Origin of the sequence: Mycobacterium sp. AZCC_0083 (genome assembly GCF_014202335.1) — a bacterium.
In the GTDB taxonomy this organism is placed as follows: domain Bacteria; phylum Actinomycetota; class Actinomycetes; order Mycobacteriales; family Mycobacteriaceae; genus Mycobacterium.
This window is the reverse complement of the sequence record NZ_JACHGP010000004.1, coordinates 80,896-100,698: the sequence shown is the minus strand read 5'-3', so window position 1 is coordinate 100,698 and position 19,803 is coordinate 80,896. Positions and strand designations below refer to the sequence as shown.

The window sequence follows — 19,803 nt, the reverse complement described above, 5'->3', positions numbered from 1 at the left end:
ACATCAACGATCGGAAGCAATTACATGGGCTGGGACTTCTGCGCCGACCCTGAATTCCAGAACACGCTGGACTGGGTCGCACGCTTCGTCGCCGAGGAGATCCACCCGTTGGAGCCGCTGCTTGCCCAGCTGCCACAGGAAGATGCGGACCGACTCCTGCAACCCCTCAAGGAGCAGGTTCGCGCCGCGGGCCTCTGGGCCGCACACCTGCCGAAGGAACTAGGCGGCAACGGCTTTGGCCAGTTACCACTGGCGCAGATGAATCTGATCACCGGACGGGTTGGCGTGGCGATGGAAGTCTTCGGCAACATGGCCCCGGACTCCGGCAACGCCGAACTGATCGCCGAAGGCGGCACCGAAGAACAGAAGCAACGGTGGCTGTGGCCCAACCTGCGCAGCGAGATGCGCAGCGCCTTCGCGCTCACCGAGCCGTGGGTATCCGGCACGGACCCAACCCAGATTCAGTCAACTGCGGTACTCGAAGGCGATGAGTGGGTGCTCAACGGCCGAAAGTGGATGATCACCAACGCCTCGATCGCCGACTACATCATCTTCATGGTGGTCACCGAACCCGACGCTCCCGTGCATCTGCGCTGCTCGATGATCGTGGTGGAGAAGGGCGCGTCCGGCCTGACGATTCTGCGCGACATCCCCTCGATGCATGACCCCGACGTCGAATTCGGCCGGATCGGCAACCACGCCGAGGTTCTGCTCGACGACGTCCGGGTTCCGCAGGATCACCTCATCGGCGAACGGGGGCGCGGGTTCGTGCTGTCGCAGGTCCGATTGGGCCCAGGGCGGCTCCATCATGCGACGCGGTGGCTGGCCGAGGCAGAACGAGCGTTCGACATGATGTGTGAACGGGCGCAGTCGCGTTCGTCGTTCGGAAAGAGCTACACGCGCCACCAGATGGTGCAGCAGGACATCGCCGACTCCCGCATCGAGTTGGAGACCGCCAAACTCCTCACCCTGCGCGCGGCTTGGAAATTCGATCGCGACGGCAACCTCGCCGCCCGCAGCGATATCGCCATGTGCAAGGTCTACAACGCGCAGGTCGTGCACAACGTGATCGATCGTGCGCTGCAGGTGCACGGCTCGCTGGGCTACAGCTCCGACATGCCACTGGAGTCGATGTACCGGATCGCGCGGATGGCCAGCCTGGTCGATGGGGCCAACGAAGTACACAAGGTCAGCATCGCCAAGAGCGAACTGGCCCGCTACCAGCCCGTCGATGGCTGGCCGAGCGAACACGTGCCGACCCGGCTGGCGACGGCGAGGGAACGCTTCGCCCATCTATTGGAGGCAGGTGCGTGAACCTGACCGCGCCCACCTTCGACGTGCCGCGATTCCGTGACTGGTTGGCCGGAGCGACCGGGGAGCCGGCCGAGGTGGTGGTGTCTCCGATCTCGGGTGGCGCGAGTTGCGAGATGTTCCGCGTCGAACGACTCGGCCAGTCTTGGGTGGTGCGGCGTGCGCCGCTGGCGGCGGTGTCCGGGACCGCCCATCAGGTGGCACGCGAGGCGCGGATCATCCAATCCCTCGCGGGCACAGCGGTCCCCGTGCCGACAGTCCTGGCCATTGCGGAGGATTCGAGCATCCTCGGGGCTCCGTTCTTCGTGATGGAACACGTCGACGGCGTCGTGGTGCGGCGTGACGGTCTCCCGGAAAGCCTTGCCTCACAACCGCAGTCACATCACGCGCTCGGCGATGGGCTGATCGACACCCTGGTCGCACTGCACGCAATCGATTGGACTCAGACCGCGCTGGCCGAGCTGTCCCGACCAGTCGGGTTCCTTACCCGTCAGGTGAACCGGTGGATGTCCCAGCTGGCGGCCTATCACTCCCGCGAGTTGGCGGGAGTCGACGAAGTCGCCGCCTGGCTGACGGCCAACCAGCCGGTACTCGGTGAGCTCACCGTGATGCACGGTGACTACAAACTCGACAATCTGATCTGGTCGGCGCACCCACCGCCTCGGGTGGCAGGCGTCGTCGACTTCGAGATGACCACTGTCGGCGACCCGCTGATCGATCTGGCCTGGGCGCTGATCTTCTGGCCCGAGGAGGGCAATCTGATCGCGCTCGCTCCGCCCGGAAGCCCCAACGGCATCAGTGCCGACCAGTGCCAGTCCCCGGCTGCGCTGGCGCAGCGTTACGCGGCGGCTACCGGGCGCGATCTCACCGGCTTCGACTGGTACCAGGCGTTTAGCGCCTGGAAGCTGGCGATCGTGCTGGAAGGCTCCTTCGCCAAATATCGTCGGGGCGAGTCCACCAACCCACACCACGAAGTGTTCGGGTTCGTCGTCGATCAATTGCTTTTGCGGGCAAGGCGGTTCGCCCGATGACCAACCCCCTGTTCTCCGTCGATGGCCGGGTAGTACTCGTCACCGGTGGCAGCCGTGGCCTCGGTCGGGCGATGTGCGAGAGACTGGCCGAACGCGGGGCTCGAGTGGTGATCGCCAGCCGCAAGATCGATGCCTGCGAAGAGCTGGCCGCCCAGCTTCGCGATCGCGGCGGCGACGCGTTCGCCGTGGAATGCCATGTCGGCGACTGGGCATCCCTGGACCGCGTGGTCGCGGATGCCGCCGACCACTGGGGCCGGCTGGATGGCCTGATCAACAACGCCGGGATGAGCCCGCTTGCCCCGTCGTTGCTCGACACCACCGAGGCGCTGTTCGACAAGGTGGTCGGCGTCAACCTCAAGGGCCCGACCCGACTGACCGCCCTGGCCGCGGAGGCGATGAAGCCGGGCGGTGGTGGCTCCATCGTCAACATCAGCTCGTTGGCATCGGTCAAACCGACGCCGGTCGCCACCACGTACTCTGCGGCGAAGGCCGGTCTGAACGCCCTGACTCAGGCGGCGGCGCAGGAGTACGCCAGCGCGTCCATCAGGGTCAACGGCATCATCTGCGGCACCTTCGATACCGATGCCACTGCAGGTTTCGTGCAGAATCCCGACCTGCTGCCCGAGGTGGTGCGCCCCATCGCACTGGGTCGGGTCGGACGTCCAGACGAGGTCGTCGGCGCGGTCCTCTACCTGCTGTCGGACGCGTCGAGCTATACCACCGGATCACTGATGACCATCGACGGCGGCGTATCGGGATGAGCTGCTCCGAGCACTTTCCCGCGATCGACGATGTGAAGCCCAGCGCTCAAGATGAGATCCCGTGAAGGCCTGGGTGGCGACGAGCCTCACCGGGGAAGACGGCCTCGAGCTGCAGGACTTGCCCAGCCAGCCGTGCGGCACCGAGCAGGTCCGCATCGCCAATCACGCTGCAGCCCTAAATTTTCCCGATGTGCTCATCACCCGCGGCGACTATCAGCTGCGTCTGGAGCCCCCGTTCGTACCCGGTAGCGAGTGTGCCGGCATCGTGATCGAAGTCGGAGCAGACGTCGCCGGGCTCTCGGTGGGTGACCGCGTCCTGACCGTATCGGGGGCGGGGGCCTTCGCTGACGAGATCGTGGTGACACCGTCTGTGCAGCAGGTGCACCGCATCCCCGAGGCGATGTCGTTCAACGAGGCCGCGGGGTTGGGAATGGTGCATGGCACGGCGCTGCACGGCCTACGACAGCGGGGTGGGCTGCAACCCGGCGAGTCGGTCTTGGTACTAGGCTCTGCCGGCGGCTGTGGCGGCGCGGCGGTCGGGGTCGCCGTCGCGATGGGTGCCCGCGTCATCGCCGGGGCGTCGTCGGTGGAAAAGTGCACTGTCGCCAGCCGTCTCGGCGCGCACCACGTCATCGATTACACGTCCGAGGACTTGCGCGACCGGGTCATGGATATGACCGACGGGACGGGCGTCGACGTCGTCTTCGATCCAGTCGGCGGCGCTCTGTTCGACCGGGCCCGCCGCTGCGTCGGATGGAACGGCCGTTACCTCGTCGTCGGCTTCGCAGCAGGAGACATCCCGACGATGCCTGCCAACTACACAATCCTCAAATCGATGGCGCTGGTCGGAGTCGCGTTCGGGATGTCAGCCATCAAGGATCCGGCCATGAACCGCACCAACTTTCAGCAGCTTTTCGACTGGTACGACGAAGGACTGCTGCAAACCCACGTCGGCGACATCGTCGGCTTCGGCGATCTTCCTCGCGCCTGCGCGGAGTTGTACGCCGGACAAGCCATCGGCAAGACCGTGATCGAAGGGGAACCGAGACTGCCATGACCGTCACCGCAGAGCTGGTCCATCAGACCGTCCGCCGTCTGACCGACGCCGGCGGGCCCTTCGAGGTGACCGAGCGCGACATCGCAGGTGTCACCCACCGGGTCTTCACGCACGCAGCACCCACCGTCGTCGACATCCTGCAGATGGGCCGCGGGCATGGCGGAGCCGATTTCCTGGTCTACGGCGATGAACGCTGGTCCTTCGACCGCTTCTTCGCCGACGTCGATGCACTGGCTGCCGTCCTGCAGCACGACCTGGGCGTCAAGCCCGGAGACCGGGTAGCCATCGCGATGCGCAACTGTCCGGACTGGGTCATGACGTTCGCCGCGGCGGCCCTGATCGGCGCAGTGGTGGTGCCGATCAACAGCTGGGGGTCGGCCGACGAGCTGCAGTTCACCCTGGACAACTGCGGCGCAGTGGTGCTTGCCGCCGACCTACCGCGTGCCCGACTCGCGGAGGCCACTCTGGCCGCGGCCCGAATCCCGTTGCTGTTCAGCGACATCGATGGTGGGGTCGCCGATCTATCGGGACACGCGGAGACGCAGCTCGCGATGCGCCGGATACGCGACCTGAGGGACTGCGGCCGCGGTCGTGACTACACGTTGGCCACACCGTTGCCCGAGGACGTCGCCCTGCTGCTGTACACGTCGGGCAGCACCGGGACACCCAAGGGGGTGATCTACCGTCACGTCGCGGTGGGTCAGGCACTGATGAACATGTTCCTCGTCGGATTTCTGTCGATGGAGCTCGGCGGCACCGTCGCACTGACCGGTGGCGCCCGCGTGGAGGCGGCCCTGGTCACGGTGCCGCTGTTCCACGCGACCGGACTGTTCAGCGGATTTCTCGTGCCCTGCGCGGTCGGACAGAAGGTCGCCATGCTGTACAAGTGGGACGCCGGCGCTGCGATGGAAGTGATCGAGCGCGAGAAGATCACCATGCTCGCGACCGTGCCCGCGATCCTGAAGGATCTCCTCACCCACCCGCACTTCGATGAGCACGACCTGACATCCGTGTCGCGGGTGGCCGCCGCCGGCGCGGCGACGCCATCCGATCTGCCCGGACTCCTGCGCGAGAAACTCGGCATCGTGTCGCGGTCGTCCGGTTACGGCATGACCGAAACCGCATCGGTCTGCGCGACGATGAGCGGCCCGGTGTTCGACCTCAAGCCGCTCGCCTGCGGCGTCCTCTCCCCGATCATCGAGCTTCGTGTCACAAACACCGACGGCGCCGTCGTTTCGTCGACCGAGGACGGCGAGATTCAGCTGCGCGGCGTCACCGTCACTCCCGGGTACTGGCAGCTCGACGACATGACCCGTGAGGCGTTCACGATCGACGGCTGGCTCCGCACAGGCGATCTCGGCCACCTCGACGAGGACGGCTTCCTGCACATCACCGGACGGATCAAGGAGATCGTCATTCGGGGCGGCGAGAACATCTCCCCCATCGAGATCGAGAACGTCGCCTACCGCCACCCCGCCGTCAAGGAGGTCGCCGTCTTCGGCGTGGCCGACGACGCCATGGGCGAGGAGTTGGCGATGGTGTGTCACCCTCAGCGGGGCGCCGCACTCACCGAGGACGATCTCCGTGAACATCTGCGGATCACGCTGCCCGCATTCAAGGTACCCAGATACATCACGCTGACCGACGCACCGCTGCCCCGCAACGCCAGCGAGAAGATCCACCGGCTTGCCCTGCGCCGAAGCTACGTAGCGAAGTGACGTCGATGGGAGCACTGGACGGCATCCGGGTCGTCGAACTCGCCGGGCAGGGTCCCGGCCCACACGCGGCAATGCTGCTCGGCGACTGGGGCGCTGACGTCATTCGGGTCGTACGCAAGGCACCGGACGGAACGCCGTCCGACCTCGCAGGCGATGCGCAGTTGCGAAACCGCACGCTGGTGGCCGCCGATCTCAAGGACGCGAAAGACGTTGCCTCACTGCGACAACTCATCGCCGAGGGAGACGTGTTGATCGAGGGGTTCAGACCCGGCGTGACCGAACGCCTCGGACTCGGCCCCGACGAGTGCGTCGCCGCAAACCCCCGCCTCGTCTATGCCCGCATGACCGGGTGGGGACAGGACGGACCGCTGGCGCAGTCCGCGGGTCACGACATCAACTACCTGTCGATCACCGGGATGCTCGACAGCATCGGCACATCCGAACACCCCGTAGTCCCGCTCAACCTGTTGGGTGATTTCGGCGGCGGCTCGATGTTCCTCGTCGCCGGCATTCTCGCCGCGCTCATCGAGCGCACCCGGTCCGGTCGCGGCCAGGTGCTCGACGTGGCCATCGTCGACGGAGTCAACACACTGGCACAGATGTTCTGGACGTTCCGCGCCATGGGCATCTGGCACGAGCAGCGCGCCAACAACATCCTCGACGGCGGAGCGCCGTATTACGGGGTGTACCGGTGCGCCGACGGCAACCACGTCGCCGTTGGCGCGATCGAGCAGCCGTTCTACTCCCAACTGCTAGCCGGACTCGGGATGGAACCCGGCGAGCTGCCCGACCGCGATGACCCATCCCAGTGGTCGCAGTTGAAGTCGTTGTTTGCAACGGCATTCGCAGCCAAGACACGGGCGCAATGGGTTGAAGTGTTCGCAGGCACGGATGCATGCGTGACGCCAGTGCTCAGTATGAGCGAAGCCGTTGACCATCCGCAGCTGCGCGCCCGCAACACCTTTGGCGATGTCGGCGGCATCCTTCAAACGATGCCCGCCCCGATGTTCAGCCGCAGTCATCCCCGTGAGCCTGCCGCACCAGGTACCCACGTTGCGACGGTCGCCGCGGTCGCCAAGCGCTGGCGCGGTTAGAGCCGGTCCCGTGATGACCACCGCCCTGACAATTGAGCCGGCGCCCGGACCAAGGAACTATTGGTCGTCGCCGAGCACGATGGACGGGCGCGACATCGGCTCGGCGCAGACACCGCAGCTCAGGACAGCCTGCAGATCGGCGCCACACGGCGTGTGCGTCAAGGTGGTGTCGGACTCTGCCGGTCCAAGCCAGCGGCGGCCCCAGGTCATGATGGCCAGCGGAACGGGGTATAGATCGAAACCCTTTTCGGTGAGCCGGTATTCGTGGCGCACTGCCCAGCTTCCGTCGGCGACCTTGGCCAGAATGCCGAGTTGGACGAGTCGTTGTAGTCGCTGCGACAAGATGTTTGGGGCGATGTCCAGCCGGCGTTGGAAGTCGTCGAAGCGGCGGGTGCCAAAGAAGCATTCGCGGACGATCAGCCCGCTCCACCAGTCCCCCACGATCATCAGCGCACGCGCGATCGAGCACGGTCGGTTGCGCTCCAGCAGCTCCAGCCCGGGTCGGCGACGTTTTGCGCCCTTCACCGCAGCGATCGGGGGCTGGGTGAACGGCTGGCCCGGACTGGTCGACACGTCATTGGCCAGCACGACGTCGCAGCAATGCGCGCATCGCAGCACCGCCTCCAGTGGATTCCCGCACGGGGTGTGCGTGCCCTGCTGCGGCCGGGTGCCTGGACGGAAGTACCAATGGTCACCCCACCGCATGGCGACCAGCAGAGGGCCCAGGAAGTCCCGCCCGGCTTCGGTCAGGTGGTATTCGGGGCCTTGGGATCGGGCGGTCCGAGTCAGCAAGCCGGCCGCGGTGAGCTGGGTGAGGCGAGCCGACAACGTCGAGCGTGGAACCCCTAGTCGCGCCTGGAATTCCGCAAACCGGGTGACACCGTGCAGGACGGCTTCCCGCATCACCAGCCAGGACCAGGCATCCCCGACCACCTCGGCGGTCTGCAGGATCGAATCGGCCCCGCTGGTCAGGGCACGAGCAGCGTCGGTCACGGTCCTCGGGACTCCTCTCCGCCTCAGAATAGCAGTATTCTTATCGAATTTACTTGCATAACTAGACCGTATGGATCTAGCCTAGCCGAACCACTGCCAGACTAAAGCGAGGACACTTCATGGCTGAGAAACTGTCGCCGTCGGGGAAGCTGATCGTCAACCAGGACGGAGCGGTGACCACCATTACGCTCAACCGCCCCAGGGTGCACAATGCGCTCGACCAGGAGATCTCGGCCGAACTAAACGCGGCGGTCAAGGATGTCGCGGTAGACCGCGACTGCCGGGTGCTGATCCTGCGCGGGGCGGGCGAGACGTTCTGCGCCGGAGACGACATCAAGGGGTTCCTGGACTTCGCGCCCGATGACGGCCCGTGGAACATCCGGATGTATCAGGAGACGGTCAACATCATCGACAACCTGGTCCCGGTCACCATCGCCGGCGTCGACGGCGTGTGTACCGGCGGCGGCCTGGAACTCACCCTGGTCTGCGATTTCGTCGTCGCCACCCACCGGTCCCGGTGGGGCATGCCCGAAATCAACTGGGGCATCACGCCCGGATGGGGCGGCACCGGACGGCTCAGCAAGTTCGCAGGCCGTCGCAAGACCAAGGAGTGGAACCTGCTCGGCTACCTGTTCAGCGGCGCGGTCGCCGAACGCCACGACCTTGTCAACCGTCTCTGCGATCCGGAGAACCTCGACGCCGAGATCACGGCACTCACCGAGGTCCTGCTGGACAAGGACCGCCACGCCACCACCGTCACCAAGTACTTCGTCGACAAGGCCGCCGACCTCGACATGTGGAGCAGCATGTTCTTCGAGGGGAACCCATCACGATTCGGCCCCGGCGAAAACGCCATGGCGGGCATCCAGGATTTCACTGCCAAGGCGACGCGCGACGAACGTCGCAAACTCATCATGAACTTCTGGCAGGACTGACCTTCGCCTGGCCTGGCGATGAGACGTCACCAACCATCAGACGGCATCACGCACGAGGGAGATCCACCATGGGAGCACCGTCGAGAGAAGCACGACTCGCCCACGCCCGCATCCACTGCCCGTTCTGGAACGAGGACCGCAAAGACGAGTGGGTCGCCTCGTGGCGCACGATCGTCCCCGGCTCAGTAAGGATGCTCGACCCGGTGGGCACCAAGGAGAAGCACGGGTTCGAGCATGCGACGACCGAGGCGTACGACATGTTCCAGCCCCACCTGAAGATGCACATGGTCACAGTCCAGGTGAACGGCGACGAGATGGCGTGGGTCATCGAGAACCACTTCACGTTGAACGGTAAAACGCTCAAGACCCACAGCATCGAGACCTTCGCCTGGGACGCCGCCGGCGACCTGCTCATCAAGACCTACTACGACATGCCCGCAGACGTCGGGGATGGCGACGATCCGTACGAGTTCCTCCTCGGCAAGGACAACGTCATCGCCAACGAGTGAAATCCGATGCCATGGCGGAGGACTCGGGTTTCACAATCGACGCCGATCGTCAGCGAGGCTCCGATCAGTTGAAGTCACAACCCGGGTTGAGGGCGCTATCAGAGGTCGGAGCACCTGCGGGGTCGACGTAGGTGACTTCGAGCACTAGCGGCGTGGTGCCGAGGTTCCGCGCGATGTGCACGTGGTCGGGACCGGTGGGGTCCGTCATCGGGTCGCCCGCCTCATACACCCCGTCTTGGCTGCAGTCTGCTGCGTAGTGCGTGAGCGTCCCGGATTTCATCACGCCGTAGATCTCGCCGCGGTGTGTATGCCAGCCGGTGCTTCCACCGGGAGCGATGGTGATGTAGGAAACGATGTAGTCCTTGCCGTCGACGGTCTGTTTGGACAGCGTCACGGCGGAAACGCCCGTCGACGGGGTGGCGTGAGCGCTCGCGGGTGTCATCGCGGCCAGTGCGATGCCGGCCCCGATCGCGGTCCACGCGGCTTTTGCAGGGCCTCGCATATCTCGTCCTCTGAGTCGATCGGTTGAGCAACCCGGGTACGGCGTATTGGGTTGCACGTCCCACCATACGTGGGGCGGTGACTCCGGTTGCACTGCGGGCAGTTTCGTAATCTCTCGGACTCTCGCCAGGCGATCAGGTCGACAAACCGAATCACCGAACGTGATGTTCGGATCACGGCGATTGACTCGAGCGACGACCGGGTACACGGTATTGCCCCAGACCCCGGCAGAGGTACCGCGCATCCGTTCGGCCACTGGCCGTCCTCCCCTGAGGCAACCGAACGACGGTTTGTCTACCCGAGGAGCGGAGATGAGCGCCGACGACCCGGGCGACGAAGCCCTCGGGCAAAGCGACCAAGAGCGAATCTCGGACGCCATCCACGCGATCACCGAGCGCCGCGCCCTGATCGAACAGACCAAGGGCATGCTCATGTTCGTCTATGGCATCGACGCCAACGACGCGTTCGAGCTGCTGCGCTGGCAGTCTCAGCAGCACAACGTCAAACTCCGCCTCATCGCCGAGCAGATTTCAAAGGACCTGGTCGAGCTGTCCAGGGTCAACAGGCCGGCCAGGCGAAGCGCAGTCGACGGCGTGATGCTCACCGCGCACCAACGCATCGCACACGTCGCCGCCCGACAAATGAACGGCCAATCCAAAACTGATGAATAGCCTCGCGAGGAGTGGGTAGTTTCGTTTTTGGAGCGGAACGTAGTCCGGACTGCGAACCCCTCAAGCCCTTGGTAGTTCCAACCACGTGCTATCAAGGGCGCCCATCGCGAAGGGCACCCCCAGACCCCGGGTGCCCGATTCGGGTTCTGCTGGCAGACCGCCGCAGGTCTGGCTCAACTCGTCGACAATCAGCGTCATCCGTCGTACCCTGCTATCAGGTTGAGCGCGCAGCCGTTGGTGACGTCGCGAGTCCGCTCACGAGCCGAAGACCTCTCACATCGTGCCGCCGTCGGCGTGACCAATCCAGTGCCCCATTTGCGTCTGGAGGTCGGCCATGACCACTGCCCAACTCCGTACCAGAACCTCACTCGGACGCCCCGGCGACGAGGTGGAGGCGTCCGGCAGGGCGCGTTATTCCACTCGCCTCTACTTCCCGGCGCGACTGATCGTCACCGTCGAAGGTGAGGTCGATGCCAGCAACCGACGCGATCTGGGCCGTTACGTCGAACGTCAGCTGCGCCCGACCACTCAATTGCTGGTGGATCTGCGTGCCGTGAACTTCTTCAGCGCGCAGGCATTTTCAGCGCTGCACTACATCAGCGTGTGCTGCAGCCGATCCGACGTCGACTGGATGTTCGTCGGTGGCCGCGCAGTCGTACACCTCGTGGACATCGTGGATCCCGACCACGTCCTGCCGCAGGCCGACGACTTCGACTCGGCCTGCGACCACCTCGACCATCTGATGTGCCGCCGCTACCCTCTACCGGGTGCCGATGTCCACGGCAGGGGACTCAATTGACGTCAGCCAGCGGCCGCCCGTAGCGCTGCCAGCAATGGTGTAGCTGCTTCCTTGAGGAAGAGGTCCTGACCGTCGTCGCCGATCTGGACGAGCGCGATGTCGGTGAAACCGGCTTCCCAGTAGGCGCGGACGGCATCGACGATCGCGTCCAGATCAGGGCCGCACGGGATCGAATCCGCGACGTCTTCGGGACGGACGAACTGAGTGGCGCCGGCGAACCCGGCAGTCGTGGGGAGGTCGGCGTTCACCTGCCAGCCGCCACCAAACCAGCGGAACTGTTCGTGGGCCCGGGTGATCGCAGCATCGCGATCGGGGTCCCAGCAGATCGGGATCTGCCCGACCACCCTGACGTCGCCGGGCAACCCCGTCGCGCGGCGGGCGTCGTGCCACGAGTCGACCAGGTCCTTGTCCGGTTCCACGGCGATCAGATGGTCCGCGATGGGGGCGAAGGTGTCGATCGACTTCTGCCCGGACACTGCCGCGGCGATGGCGACCGGAACGTCGGGGATGTCCCACAGCCGGGCCGAGTCAACCGTGAAGTGCTCGCCAGTCCAGTCGACGAGTTCGCGGGTCCACAGTTCGCGGATGATCTGAATGGCCTCGCGCAGCATGTCCTGCCTGTGCACGATCGTCGGCTAGCGCTTGCCGACCACGTGTTCGTTGAGGTTCTCCCCACTGCCCAGCCCGAGCGTGAAGCGCCCGTCGGCGAGGATCTGCAGGGTCGCGGCCTGTTGCGCCACGACCGCCGGGTGATAGCGCATCGTGGGGCACGTGACATAGGTGAACAATTCGACGCGCTCCGTGGCGTGGGCTACCGCCCCCAGCACGGTCCACGCGTTGGGGGCGTGTCCCTGCGCCGTCAGCCATGGCGAAAAGTGGTCGCTGGAGACCTCGAAGTCGAAACCCACGTGTTCTGCCCAAACGGCATATCGGACAAGATCTTTCGGGCCGCTCTGTTCAGTCATCAAGGTGTAGCCAAACCGTGTCATGCCAATCCGGATACCCGTCGGCGGCAAGCATAAACGGCAGCAGCAGGTCACGCCGCCGATCCGGAGCCTCTTGAGTGCGACGTAGGCCCTGTCGGCAGGTGAAAATCACACGCGGGTGGTCACCTCGGTCAGAATGCGGTCGGGGTTGTTCAACGCCCGGACTGCGGCGTTCGGTCGATGGCTCCGGGAGCGCAGCCATCTGTCAGGAATGGATTCGGTTGGGGCGCATCGACTTGGCCTTCGATATGCTTGGCCTGATGCTCCAAACGCACCCTGAGGACTGAGGCCGGTTTAGCGGGTTTGCCGCAGGGTATTTGCAAGATGATGATCAAGGTACGCAACGTTCACCCACACCGAGGCCTCGTCACCGACGTGGATTCGCGCACAGTGCGGCGCCTTGGCTCGATGGCGATGCTCCTGCTGTTCGCTTGGCTCGTCGTATTCGTTGAGCACGAACATCACCATCACGGACTCTGGCCCACCGGTGGAAGGCTGGAGTGGTCGTTGACGATGCTGGCCGCGGTGGTGTTCATCGCTCGCGGAATACGCCTCGGCAGGCCGGTGACTCTGTCCCACGCGGTCGCGGCTGCGGGGCTGTTGATGACCGGACTGGTCATGCGCGCGCTGTCCTTCGATCCGATGGGTGATGTGGCGATCGCCGGTGCCGGCCTGGCATTGATGTGGCCGACGACTGCACGACCTCAGCCCAATGCTCTGCAAGAAGTCTGGTCGCTGGTCGACGCAACGCAAGGCGACCCACTGGCTCCGTTCGCAATGCAATCACGGAAGTGCCCCTTCTTCAGTGCCGACGGTACGGCGATGCTGGCCTACCGCACCCGAATTGGCTTCGCGGTTGTCAGCGGCGATCCGATAGGTGATCCCGCGCGTTTCGGCGAACTGGTGAGCGACTTCGCCAGGATGTGCAATACGCGCGGATGGCGCATTCTCGTCTTGGGCTGCAGCGAACATCGGTTGTCGTTGTGGACGGTTCCTACGATGGCCCCTCTGCACGCGATTCCGTTCGGACGCGATGTCGTGATCGACGTTGCTCACTTCGACATGGTCGGACGCAAGTACCGCAACCTGCGGCAAGCCGTGCGACGCACGCACAACGCCGGCGTGACGACCGAGGTCGTCGCCGAAGGCAGCGCCGACGATGCAACCCTGGTTGAACTGATCGACGTGCTGGACTCCTCGCATTCAGGAGCCCGCACCGAGCGCGGATTCTCCATGATCCTGGACGGCGCCTTGGAAGGCCGCTATCCGGGCATCCTGTTGATGATCGCTCGGGACCGCTCCGGCAAGGCGCTAGCCGTGCACCGGTATGCACTAGCGGGCGGCGGCAACGACGTCTCGCTGGATGTGCCATATCGGCGACCCGACGCCCCGAACGGCATCGACGAGCGGCTCAGCGTCGACATGATCTCCTGGGCGAAGGAACACGGCGCACAACGACTCTCGCTCGCATTCGCGGCGTTCCCAGAGGTTTTCGCCGATAGCCGTCGCGGGCCGATGCAACGGCTCTGCTACGAGTTGATCCACCTCGGAGACAGGCTCATTCGCTTGGAGTCACTGTATTCATACCTACGCAAATACCATGCGCTTGGCGCGCGACGATACGTATTACTCTCACTGCGCCACTTGCTGCCCGCGTTGTTCGTGCTGTTGACACTGGAATTCATGCCACACCGAGCCCGGCGCTCGCTCCGGTCGCGTCGAGTTAGCCCCGGGGTGCGGCGACGGTCCGCAGAACTTGGCGGAGGCCGAGGTCGACGAATGGACCCGCAGAGGCAAACTACGGCATAGCTTCCACAACCCGCACGTCTCGACTTGGCCGGGTACACAGCAATTTGCCAGCCGGAACTGCCGGGCGCCACGCCGGTATGCTCGCCTCAGATGGTGTCAAGATTCTTCTCCAGCCTCCTGCCGGTGCGAGTGACGGTGGCCTACGCGGTGACCCTGCTGCTCATCGCAACCGTGCTGTTGGCACTGGGCCCACACGTCCAGGACAGCGTCATCGATCAGCTGAGCACCAATCTGCACAACCTCGAGCATGGACACCTGGGAACCCTGCTGGGAAGCGCATTCGTCACCGCAGACGGTCCGATCTACATCTTGCTGCCGGGACTGGTGTGTCTATTGGCACTCGCTGAGCTGCTCTGGTGCAGCAGGCGTTTGGTCCAGGCCTTCGTGCTTGGTCACATCGGGGCGACGCTCGTCGTCGCAGTCGGGCTGGCGGCTGCAATCAAGTTTGGCTGGTTGCCGACGTCGATCGCGGGCTCGACCGACGTTGGGTTGAGTTACGGCGCCGTGGCCGTGCTCGGCACGCTGACTGCGGCGCTACCGCCGCGCTTCCGCCCGGCATGGATCGGCTGGTGGATCGCCGTCGCTCTGGCGATCGTCGCTTCGGGGGCAGACTTCACTGCGGCTGGGCACACAGTAGCGCTGATGTTGGGCATGTTGCTGTCGACCCAGTTCCGGCCACCCACGCGCTGGACGGCGGCCCGACTCGCACTGCTTGCGGGCGGTATCGGGTTCGGCTTCCTGATGATCGTCGGAGTTTTGTTGCCGGCCGCACCTGTTGCCGCAGCGGCGGGCGTGGTGGTCAGTTCGGTTGCCCACGGCGCGGCTCGGCTATGGTCGAGCAGTCGACCGTCCCACGGTGCCGGTAGATCACAATCAGACGCCGCCAGTTCGCCGGAGGTCGCGCCGGGCGCAGTGGGGCGGTAGACCCAGATCGAAGCCCGCCGTTCACCGTGGAACGAGTTGGCCGATTGCGTTGGCTACGCGTTGCGATCGTCGCGGGCGACATTGAGCATCTCGGCGGCGAACCGCAGATCATCGACCAGGCCACTGAGCGCTTCGTCTCGCCGTTCCGGCGGCCCACGAAGAATCGACGATGGATGCACCGTCACCACGAGGTCTGGATTGCGCAAACCATCGTCGGTGGCCAGGTGCAACAGCTCGCCTCGGTGTGCGGTGAGCCGAAAGTCATTACCCAGCAACGACTTGGCTGCCACAGCGCCCATGAGGACGACCACGGCGGGTTCGACGGCGTCGAGTTCGGCGAGCAGCCACGGGCGACAGGCGACCGCCTCGGTCCGACTGGGCGTCTGGTGGATCCGGCGCTTTCCCCGCTCGGTCCGCACGGTGAACTTGAAGTGCTTGACCGCGTTCGTGACGTACAGATCGTCCCGGTCGATCCCCGCGGCGTCGAGCGCCTGGTCGAGGATCCGGCCGGCAGGGCCGACGAACGGCTTGCCCGCCCGGTCCTCCTGGTCGCCTGGCTGCTCCCCCACCAGCATCATCCGTGCGGCGCGCGGCCCGGCGCCGAACACGGTCTGCTCGGCGTCCGCGTACAGCTGACAGCCCCGGCATCCCCTGGCCGCGGCCGCCAGCCTCTTCACGCTTCGCGTGTCCGGAACGAACGGTGCAGCGCCCGCAGTCTTCACGGTGAACGACTACCCCACCCCGCGGTGGCTGAATCACGACGTCGGCACCAAGGAGCCCAATGACCGTTGGTCGGGCGGGCTTTGGTTTTGCCCCCGACGGGTACCTCATGGCCGTGGTGGTTCAGGTGGGTACATCCGGATGGTCCTACGACCATTGGAAGGGCGTGCTCTATGAGCCCGGTGTAACCGCGGGGGCACGTCTGGAGCGCTACGCCAAGGAGTTCGACACCGTCGAGCTGAACGCGAGCTTCTACCGCTGGCCAGGGGATGCTCGTTTTGGTCAATGGCGGGAACGGCTGCCTGACGGCTTCACGATGTCGGTGAAGGCGCCACGCGGTCTGACCCATGCCCGGCGGCTGCGCTCCCCCGAAGAGTGGGTGCAGCGGATCGCCCGGGCCTGGGACGAGCTGCGGGATCGCCGTGGCGCGATCCTGGTGCAGCTGCATCCCGACGCCGAACGCGACGACGCCCGACTGGACTACTTCCTGGGTTGTCTGCCCGCTGGTCTGCGGGTGGCCGTCGAATTCCGACACCCGTCCTGGGACGATGCCGCGGTATACGACCTGTTGGAACGCCGCGGAGCCAGCTACGTGGTGATGAGCGGCGCTGGCCTGCCCTGCGTTCTGAGGGCCACGGCACAACTGGTGTACGTCCGCCTGCATGGACCCGATCCCGCGACGATGTACGCGGGGTCCTACAGCACCGACGAGTTGCAGTGGTGGGCCGATCGCATCCGGGAGTGGGATCGGCAAGACCGGGATGTGCTGGCCTACTTCAACAACGACGGCGCCGGGCACGCCGTCCGCAACGCCAGGACGCTACGCACAGTACTCGGGGATGCCGGAGTTCGGTAGCTCTCGATCGACGCTTCCCGCTACTGCTCGGCGTTTTCGCGGGCCTCGCTCGCCTTGGCCGCGCCGCGTGCACTCTCGGCTTCGGCTTCCTTCTTCGCGGCGTCACGTTGAGCGTCGGCCTTGTCCTGCTGAGCCTGGCCCTCGCGCTGCAGGTCGTCGCGGCCCGTGACCGCTCCCGCCGCCTCCTTGACCTTCCCCTTGACGCCTTCCACGACGCCGCTGATGCCTTCTGCCGGTCCACTCTTGTCGTCAGCCATCACAGATCCCTTCGCTGGTTGATATCCCGCCGTCGGTGCGCTGCTCGCTGAACGCGCCACTAGTGCCGACTTCGGCACTTCCATTGCAAGGACCCGCGTTCCCGTCTGATCCGGCAACCAAACCCCGGCACTGCAGCGGGTCGCACACTCATCACTCCATGGATACGGGTGCGGGCCGCGCCTCGGCGATGAGTGTTTCCCCGGTGTCGTAGTCGGCGTCGGCGTTGTGAGTGAGCACACCGACGGCTGCACCCCTGGACTCATACCAGACGGTGAATCCGTGGGCTCTGTCGAGCAGCCGCTGGCGTTCGTAGCCGTCGCCCCACGCGTGGTACTTCAGCGTGGCATCGCCGATGGTGGTCCAAAAGCCCGGTACGCCTTGCCATGTCGACGGCTGGCCTGCCGCGTGTGCTCCGGCGATCGCCCCTTGGTCGTCGGCGTCCTGCCAGTGCTCGACGGCGATGTGGCGGCCCACCCGAGTGTTGAATGCCAGCGCGAGGTCGCCCACCGCGTACACGTCGGGGGCTGAGGTGCGCATGTCGGCGCCGACGATCACGCGTGAATCCTGGATCGACAGCCCGGCGGCTTCGGCGAGGTCGATGCGGGGTGTGACGCCGGTCGCGGCGACGATGAGGTCGCAGTCGATGCTGACACCGTTCTCGAGGCGCACCGCGCCCTCGGTGAGTTCGCGCACCGCTACTTCCCCGACGTAGCGGACACCCGCCAGTTCCACCAGGGCTTGCAGCCTCCGTCCCGCGGCGGCGCCAAGTCGTTTCTCCTGCGGCACGCGCTCGGGAGCGACGAGGGTGACGGCCAGTCCGTTGAGCGCAAGGGAGACGGCCACTTCGCACCCAATGAAACCGGCGCCGACGACCACCGCCGAGGCCGCGTCGCCCGCTGCCTTCCGCAGCCGCGCAGCATCGGCGAGGGATCTCAGTTGCAACGCGTGGTGACCGCCGGGCAGCGGCGTCGGTGTCGCACCGCAGGCCAACACCAATGCGGTGTACGGGTAGGTCTCGTCGTCCGTGGTGACGCTGTGTGCGGCGGGGTCGATTGCGACGACTTCGGTTGCAAGGCGGAGATCGATGGAACGTTCGAGGTACCAATGCGCCGGGTGCAGCCACACGTCGTCGGTGTCGCCACGCAGATAGTCCTTGCTCAGCGGTGGGCGGGCGTAGGGCTGTTCCGGATCGGCGGTGAGGATGCGCACCGGCAGGTCGCGATCATGCTGCCGAAAGGCTTCGGCGGCGCTGACTCCGCCGGGTCCGCTGCCGATGACGATGAGTCCGGGTTCGTCCATGCCCGCGTGTTACCCGCGCCGACCCGATTCCACACCCGCATGTCGCCGCCGCGGTGAATCGGTGCTGGTCCCTTGATCACGCACGGCGCACCCGGAAGGTGTTCAGACTGGGGTCGGTGGCGTCGGGGACGGCCATGCCTGCGCCGACGCCCGAACGCAGGTAGTCGATCACGGCGGCGTCCAGCCGTTCGCCGGGGACGACCACCGGAATGCCGGGCGGGTACGGCGTGAGCTGTTCGGCCGCTACACATCCGGCGGCGCTGTCGGCCGGCATCTGCACGGTCGGACCGAAGAACGCGGTGTGCGGCGCGCACACCGTCTCCAGGGCCAGCTGGTCGGGTGCAGGCAGTTCGATCGCAGGGCACCTCGGCAGCGCGGGCGCGCCCCGCGTGAAGTCGGCCAACGCCTCGATCAGACGCCCGACGGTGGCCGCGTCGTCGGCGACGGAGAGGGTGGCCAGGACGCGGCGGTGATCGGCCATGCCGACGTCGACGTGCCGATGCTCGCGCAGCCAATCGGCGCATTGGTAGCCCGAGACGCCGAGATCGCTGACGTCGACCAACATCTGGAGCCGGTCCAGGTCGTGGGAGGCTTGGTGGCCGAGTAGCTCGTCGTCGAGCACGTGCAGACCGTCCAGCTCTTCGATGCTGGTACGCGCGTCATGGGCCAAGTCGATTGCCGCACCGAGCAACTGGCGTCCCTCGTGCACCATCTGATGCCGCCAGCCATCGAGAGCCCCGTACACCGGGACGCTGGGGCTGGTGGTCATCAGCAGGTCGGCGCACGCGGATAGATGCGCCCACTCGACCAGCTCGCCCTGGTGGTGAAACACCGATCCTTGCTCGAATCCGGTGCCCATCTTGTGGACACTGACCACGCAGACATCGGCGTCGGCGTCCATCGCCCAGGTGGGTAGCTCGGGATGGAACGGCAGGTGCGCACCCCAGGCTTCGTCCACGATGAGCGGCTTGCCCCTGCGGTGGCATACCTCGGCGATGCCGGCGATGTCGGCGCAGGTTCCATACGGTGACGGGCTCACGATCAACGCGGCTGCGGCATCGGGATTGTCCCGCCATGCCGCGTCGACCTGTGATGGCGACGGTGGATGCGACAGGTGACGTTCGGCGTCCCACTGCGGGGTGATCCACCGTGGTCGCACACCGGAGAAGATCAGGCCGGCCACGATCGACTTGTGACTGTCACGCCCAAGCAGGAGGCCGCCGGGATGGTCTCCCGCCACCGCGAGCATCGCCGCCTTCACCGACAGGGAGCTGCCGCAAGTGGAGAAGAACGCGTTGTCCGCGCCGACCGCGTCTGCCATGAGTTCTTCGGCGTGGCGCAGAACGCCGCCGCGGGAGCGCCGGTCGTCCAGACCGCTGGAGGCCAAGACGTCGCTGTGGAACGGCTGCTCGCCGAGGACCTCCCTGACGGTGTCGCCGAGGCCGCGACCCTGCCGGTGTCCCGGTGGCGTGAAGCCGTAGCGGTCCCGGCGCCGGTAGTCGCGCAACGCATCCAGGACAGGGGTCTGGGACTGATCCGTCATCGAGGTGGCCCCTGGGCGCGCAGCCGGT

At 65.8% G+C, this 19,803-nt stretch carries 19 protein-coding genes and 1 pseudogene; 13 read left to right on the top strand and 7 right to left on the bottom strand.

What is annotated here, in order from left to right:
• The first annotated feature begins 24 nt into the window (after window positions 1–24).
• The 6 genes from HNP02_RS10795 (at window position 25) to HNP02_RS10770 (ending at window position 6,972) form a co-directional block, all read left to right on the top strand.
• Complete coding sequence (locus tag HNP02_RS10795; protein WP_184438019.1) at window positions 25–1,314, top strand: acyl-CoA dehydrogenase family protein; 1,290 nt, start codon at window positions 25–27, stop codon at window positions 1,312–1,314.
• Entirely contained in the window at window positions 1,311–2,342 is a 1,032-nt protein-coding gene (locus HNP02_RS10790; protein ID WP_184438017.1) for a phosphotransferase family protein, read from the top strand. Before HNP02_RS10795 ends, HNP02_RS10790 begins: the two co-directional genes overlap by 4 nt.
• Window positions 2,339–3,103: an SDR family NAD(P)-dependent oxidoreductase gene (locus tag HNP02_RS10785; RefSeq protein ID WP_184438015.1), complete on the top strand. Its 765-nt coding sequence runs from the start codon at window positions 2,339–2,341 to the stop codon at window positions 3,101–3,103. Before HNP02_RS10790 ends, HNP02_RS10785 begins: the two co-directional genes overlap by 4 nt.
• Before the next feature lie 61 nt (window positions 3,104–3,164).
• On the top strand, window positions 3,165–4,160 hold the full coding sequence (locus HNP02_RS10780) for an NADPH:quinone oxidoreductase family protein (protein WP_184438013.1): 996 nt from the start codon (window positions 3,165–3,167) through the stop codon (window positions 4,158–4,160).
• The gene (locus tag HNP02_RS10775) at window positions 4,157–5,878 is read left to right on the top strand and encodes a class I adenylate-forming enzyme family protein (protein WP_184438011.1); all 1,722 of its coding nucleotides are present in this window, start codon (window positions 4,157–4,159) and stop codon (window positions 5,876–5,878) included. The genes HNP02_RS10780 and HNP02_RS10775 overlap by 4 nt, the downstream gene beginning before the upstream one ends.
• A 5-nt stretch (window positions 5,879–5,883) precedes the next feature.
• Entirely contained in the window at window positions 5,884–6,972 is a 1,089-nt protein-coding gene (locus tag HNP02_RS10770) for a CaiB/BaiF CoA-transferase family protein (RefSeq protein WP_184438009.1), read from the top strand.
• A gap of 57 nt (window positions 6,973–7,029) precedes the next feature.
• Here HNP02_RS10770 and HNP02_RS10765 read toward each other — a convergent pair whose 3' ends face one another.
• On the bottom strand, window positions 7,030–7,965 hold the full coding sequence (locus HNP02_RS10765) for a helix-turn-helix domain-containing protein (protein WP_184438007.1): 936 nt from the start codon (window positions 7,963–7,965) through the stop codon (window positions 7,030–7,032).
• 119 nt (window positions 7,966–8,084) lie between these two features.
• On the opposite strand from HNP02_RS10765, the gene HNP02_RS10760 reads away from it, so the two are divergent.
• Window positions 8,085–8,900, top strand: coding sequence for an enoyl-CoA hydratase/isomerase family protein (locus tag HNP02_RS10760; protein WP_184438004.1), 816 nt, complete (start codon window positions 8,085–8,087; stop codon window positions 8,898–8,900).
• Between the two features lie 68 nt (window positions 8,901–8,968).
• Window positions 8,969–9,409 carry a hypothetical protein gene (locus HNP02_RS10755; RefSeq protein WP_184438002.1) on the top strand — a complete coding sequence of 147 codons (441 nt, stop codon included), beginning with the start codon at window positions 8,969–8,971 and terminating at the stop codon, window positions 9,407–9,409.
• Window positions 9,410–9,473: 64 nt separating this feature from the next.
• Here the strand turns inward: HNP02_RS10755 and HNP02_RS10750 are convergent, their stop codons facing one another.
• The gene (locus HNP02_RS10750) at window positions 9,474–9,911 is read right to left on the bottom strand and encodes a cupin domain-containing protein (RefSeq protein WP_184438000.1); all 438 of its coding nucleotides are present in this window, start codon (window positions 9,909–9,911) and stop codon (window positions 9,474–9,476) included.
• 310 nt (window positions 9,912–10,221) lie between these two features.
• On the opposite strand from HNP02_RS10750, the gene HNP02_RS10745 reads away from it, so the two are divergent.
• On the top strand, window positions 10,222–10,581 hold the full coding sequence (locus HNP02_RS10745) for an ANTAR domain-containing protein (protein ID WP_184437998.1): 360 nt from the start codon (window positions 10,222–10,224) through the stop codon (window positions 10,579–10,581).
• A gap of 334 nt (window positions 10,582–10,915) precedes the next feature.
• Complete coding sequence (locus HNP02_RS10740; RefSeq protein WP_184437996.1) at window positions 10,916–11,380, top strand: STAS domain-containing protein; 465 nt, start codon at window positions 10,916–10,918, stop codon at window positions 11,378–11,380.
• Window positions 11,381–11,382: 2 nt separating this feature from the next.
• Here the strand turns inward: HNP02_RS10740 and HNP02_RS10735 are convergent.
• Window positions 11,383–12,369 (bottom strand): annotated as a pseudogene (locus HNP02_RS10735) (LLM class F420-dependent oxidoreductase).
• Window positions 12,370–12,690: 321 nt separating this feature from the next.
• Here HNP02_RS10735 and HNP02_RS10730 point away from each other — a divergent pair.
• Together HNP02_RS10730 and HNP02_RS10725 are read left to right on the top strand one after the other, a co-directional pair.
• A complete protein-coding gene (locus HNP02_RS10730) occupies window positions 12,691–14,175 on the top strand; it encodes a phosphatidylglycerol lysyltransferase domain-containing protein (RefSeq protein ID WP_184437994.1) in 1,485 nt (494 codons plus the stop codon).
• 90 nt (window positions 14,176–14,265) lie between these two features.
• Window positions 14,266–15,099: a rhomboid-like protein gene (locus HNP02_RS10725; protein WP_184437992.1), complete on the top strand. Its 834-nt coding sequence runs from the start codon at window positions 14,266–14,268 to the stop codon at window positions 15,097–15,099.
• Window positions 15,100–15,152: 53 nt separating this feature from the next.
• Here the strand turns inward: HNP02_RS10725 and HNP02_RS10720 are convergent, their stop codons facing one another.
• Window positions 15,153–15,776, bottom strand: coding sequence for a UdgX family uracil-DNA binding protein (locus HNP02_RS10720; protein ID WP_375373656.1), 624 nt, complete (start codon window positions 15,774–15,776; stop codon window positions 15,153–15,155).
• A gap of 158 nt (window positions 15,777–15,934) precedes the next feature.
• Here HNP02_RS10720 and HNP02_RS10715 point away from each other — a divergent pair, with 158 nt between their 5' ends.
• Entirely contained in the window at window positions 15,935–16,675 is a 741-nt protein-coding gene (locus tag HNP02_RS10715) for a DUF72 domain-containing protein (protein ID WP_184438887.1), read from the top strand.
• A 20-nt stretch (window positions 16,676–16,695) separates the two neighbouring features.
• On the opposite strand, the gene HNP02_RS10710 is transcribed toward HNP02_RS10715, so the two are convergent.
• From HNP02_RS10710 to HNP02_RS10700, 3 genes are all read right to left on the bottom strand, one after another.
• On the bottom strand, window positions 16,696–16,932 hold the full coding sequence (locus tag HNP02_RS10710) for a CsbD family protein (RefSeq protein WP_184437988.1): 237 nt from the start codon (window positions 16,930–16,932) through the stop codon (window positions 16,696–16,698).
• Window positions 16,933–17,083: 151 nt separating this feature from the next.
• A complete protein-coding gene (locus HNP02_RS10705) occupies window positions 17,084–18,232 on the bottom strand; it encodes an NAD(P)/FAD-dependent oxidoreductase (RefSeq protein WP_184437986.1) in 1,149 nt (382 codons plus the stop codon).
• A gap of 76 nt (window positions 18,233–18,308) precedes the next feature.
• Window positions 18,309–19,775: an aminotransferase class I/II-fold pyridoxal phosphate-dependent enzyme gene (locus HNP02_RS10700; RefSeq protein WP_184437984.1), complete on the bottom strand. Its 1,467-nt coding sequence runs from the start codon at window positions 19,773–19,775 to the stop codon at window positions 18,309–18,311.
• Window positions 19,776–19,803 lie beyond the last annotated feature (28 nt).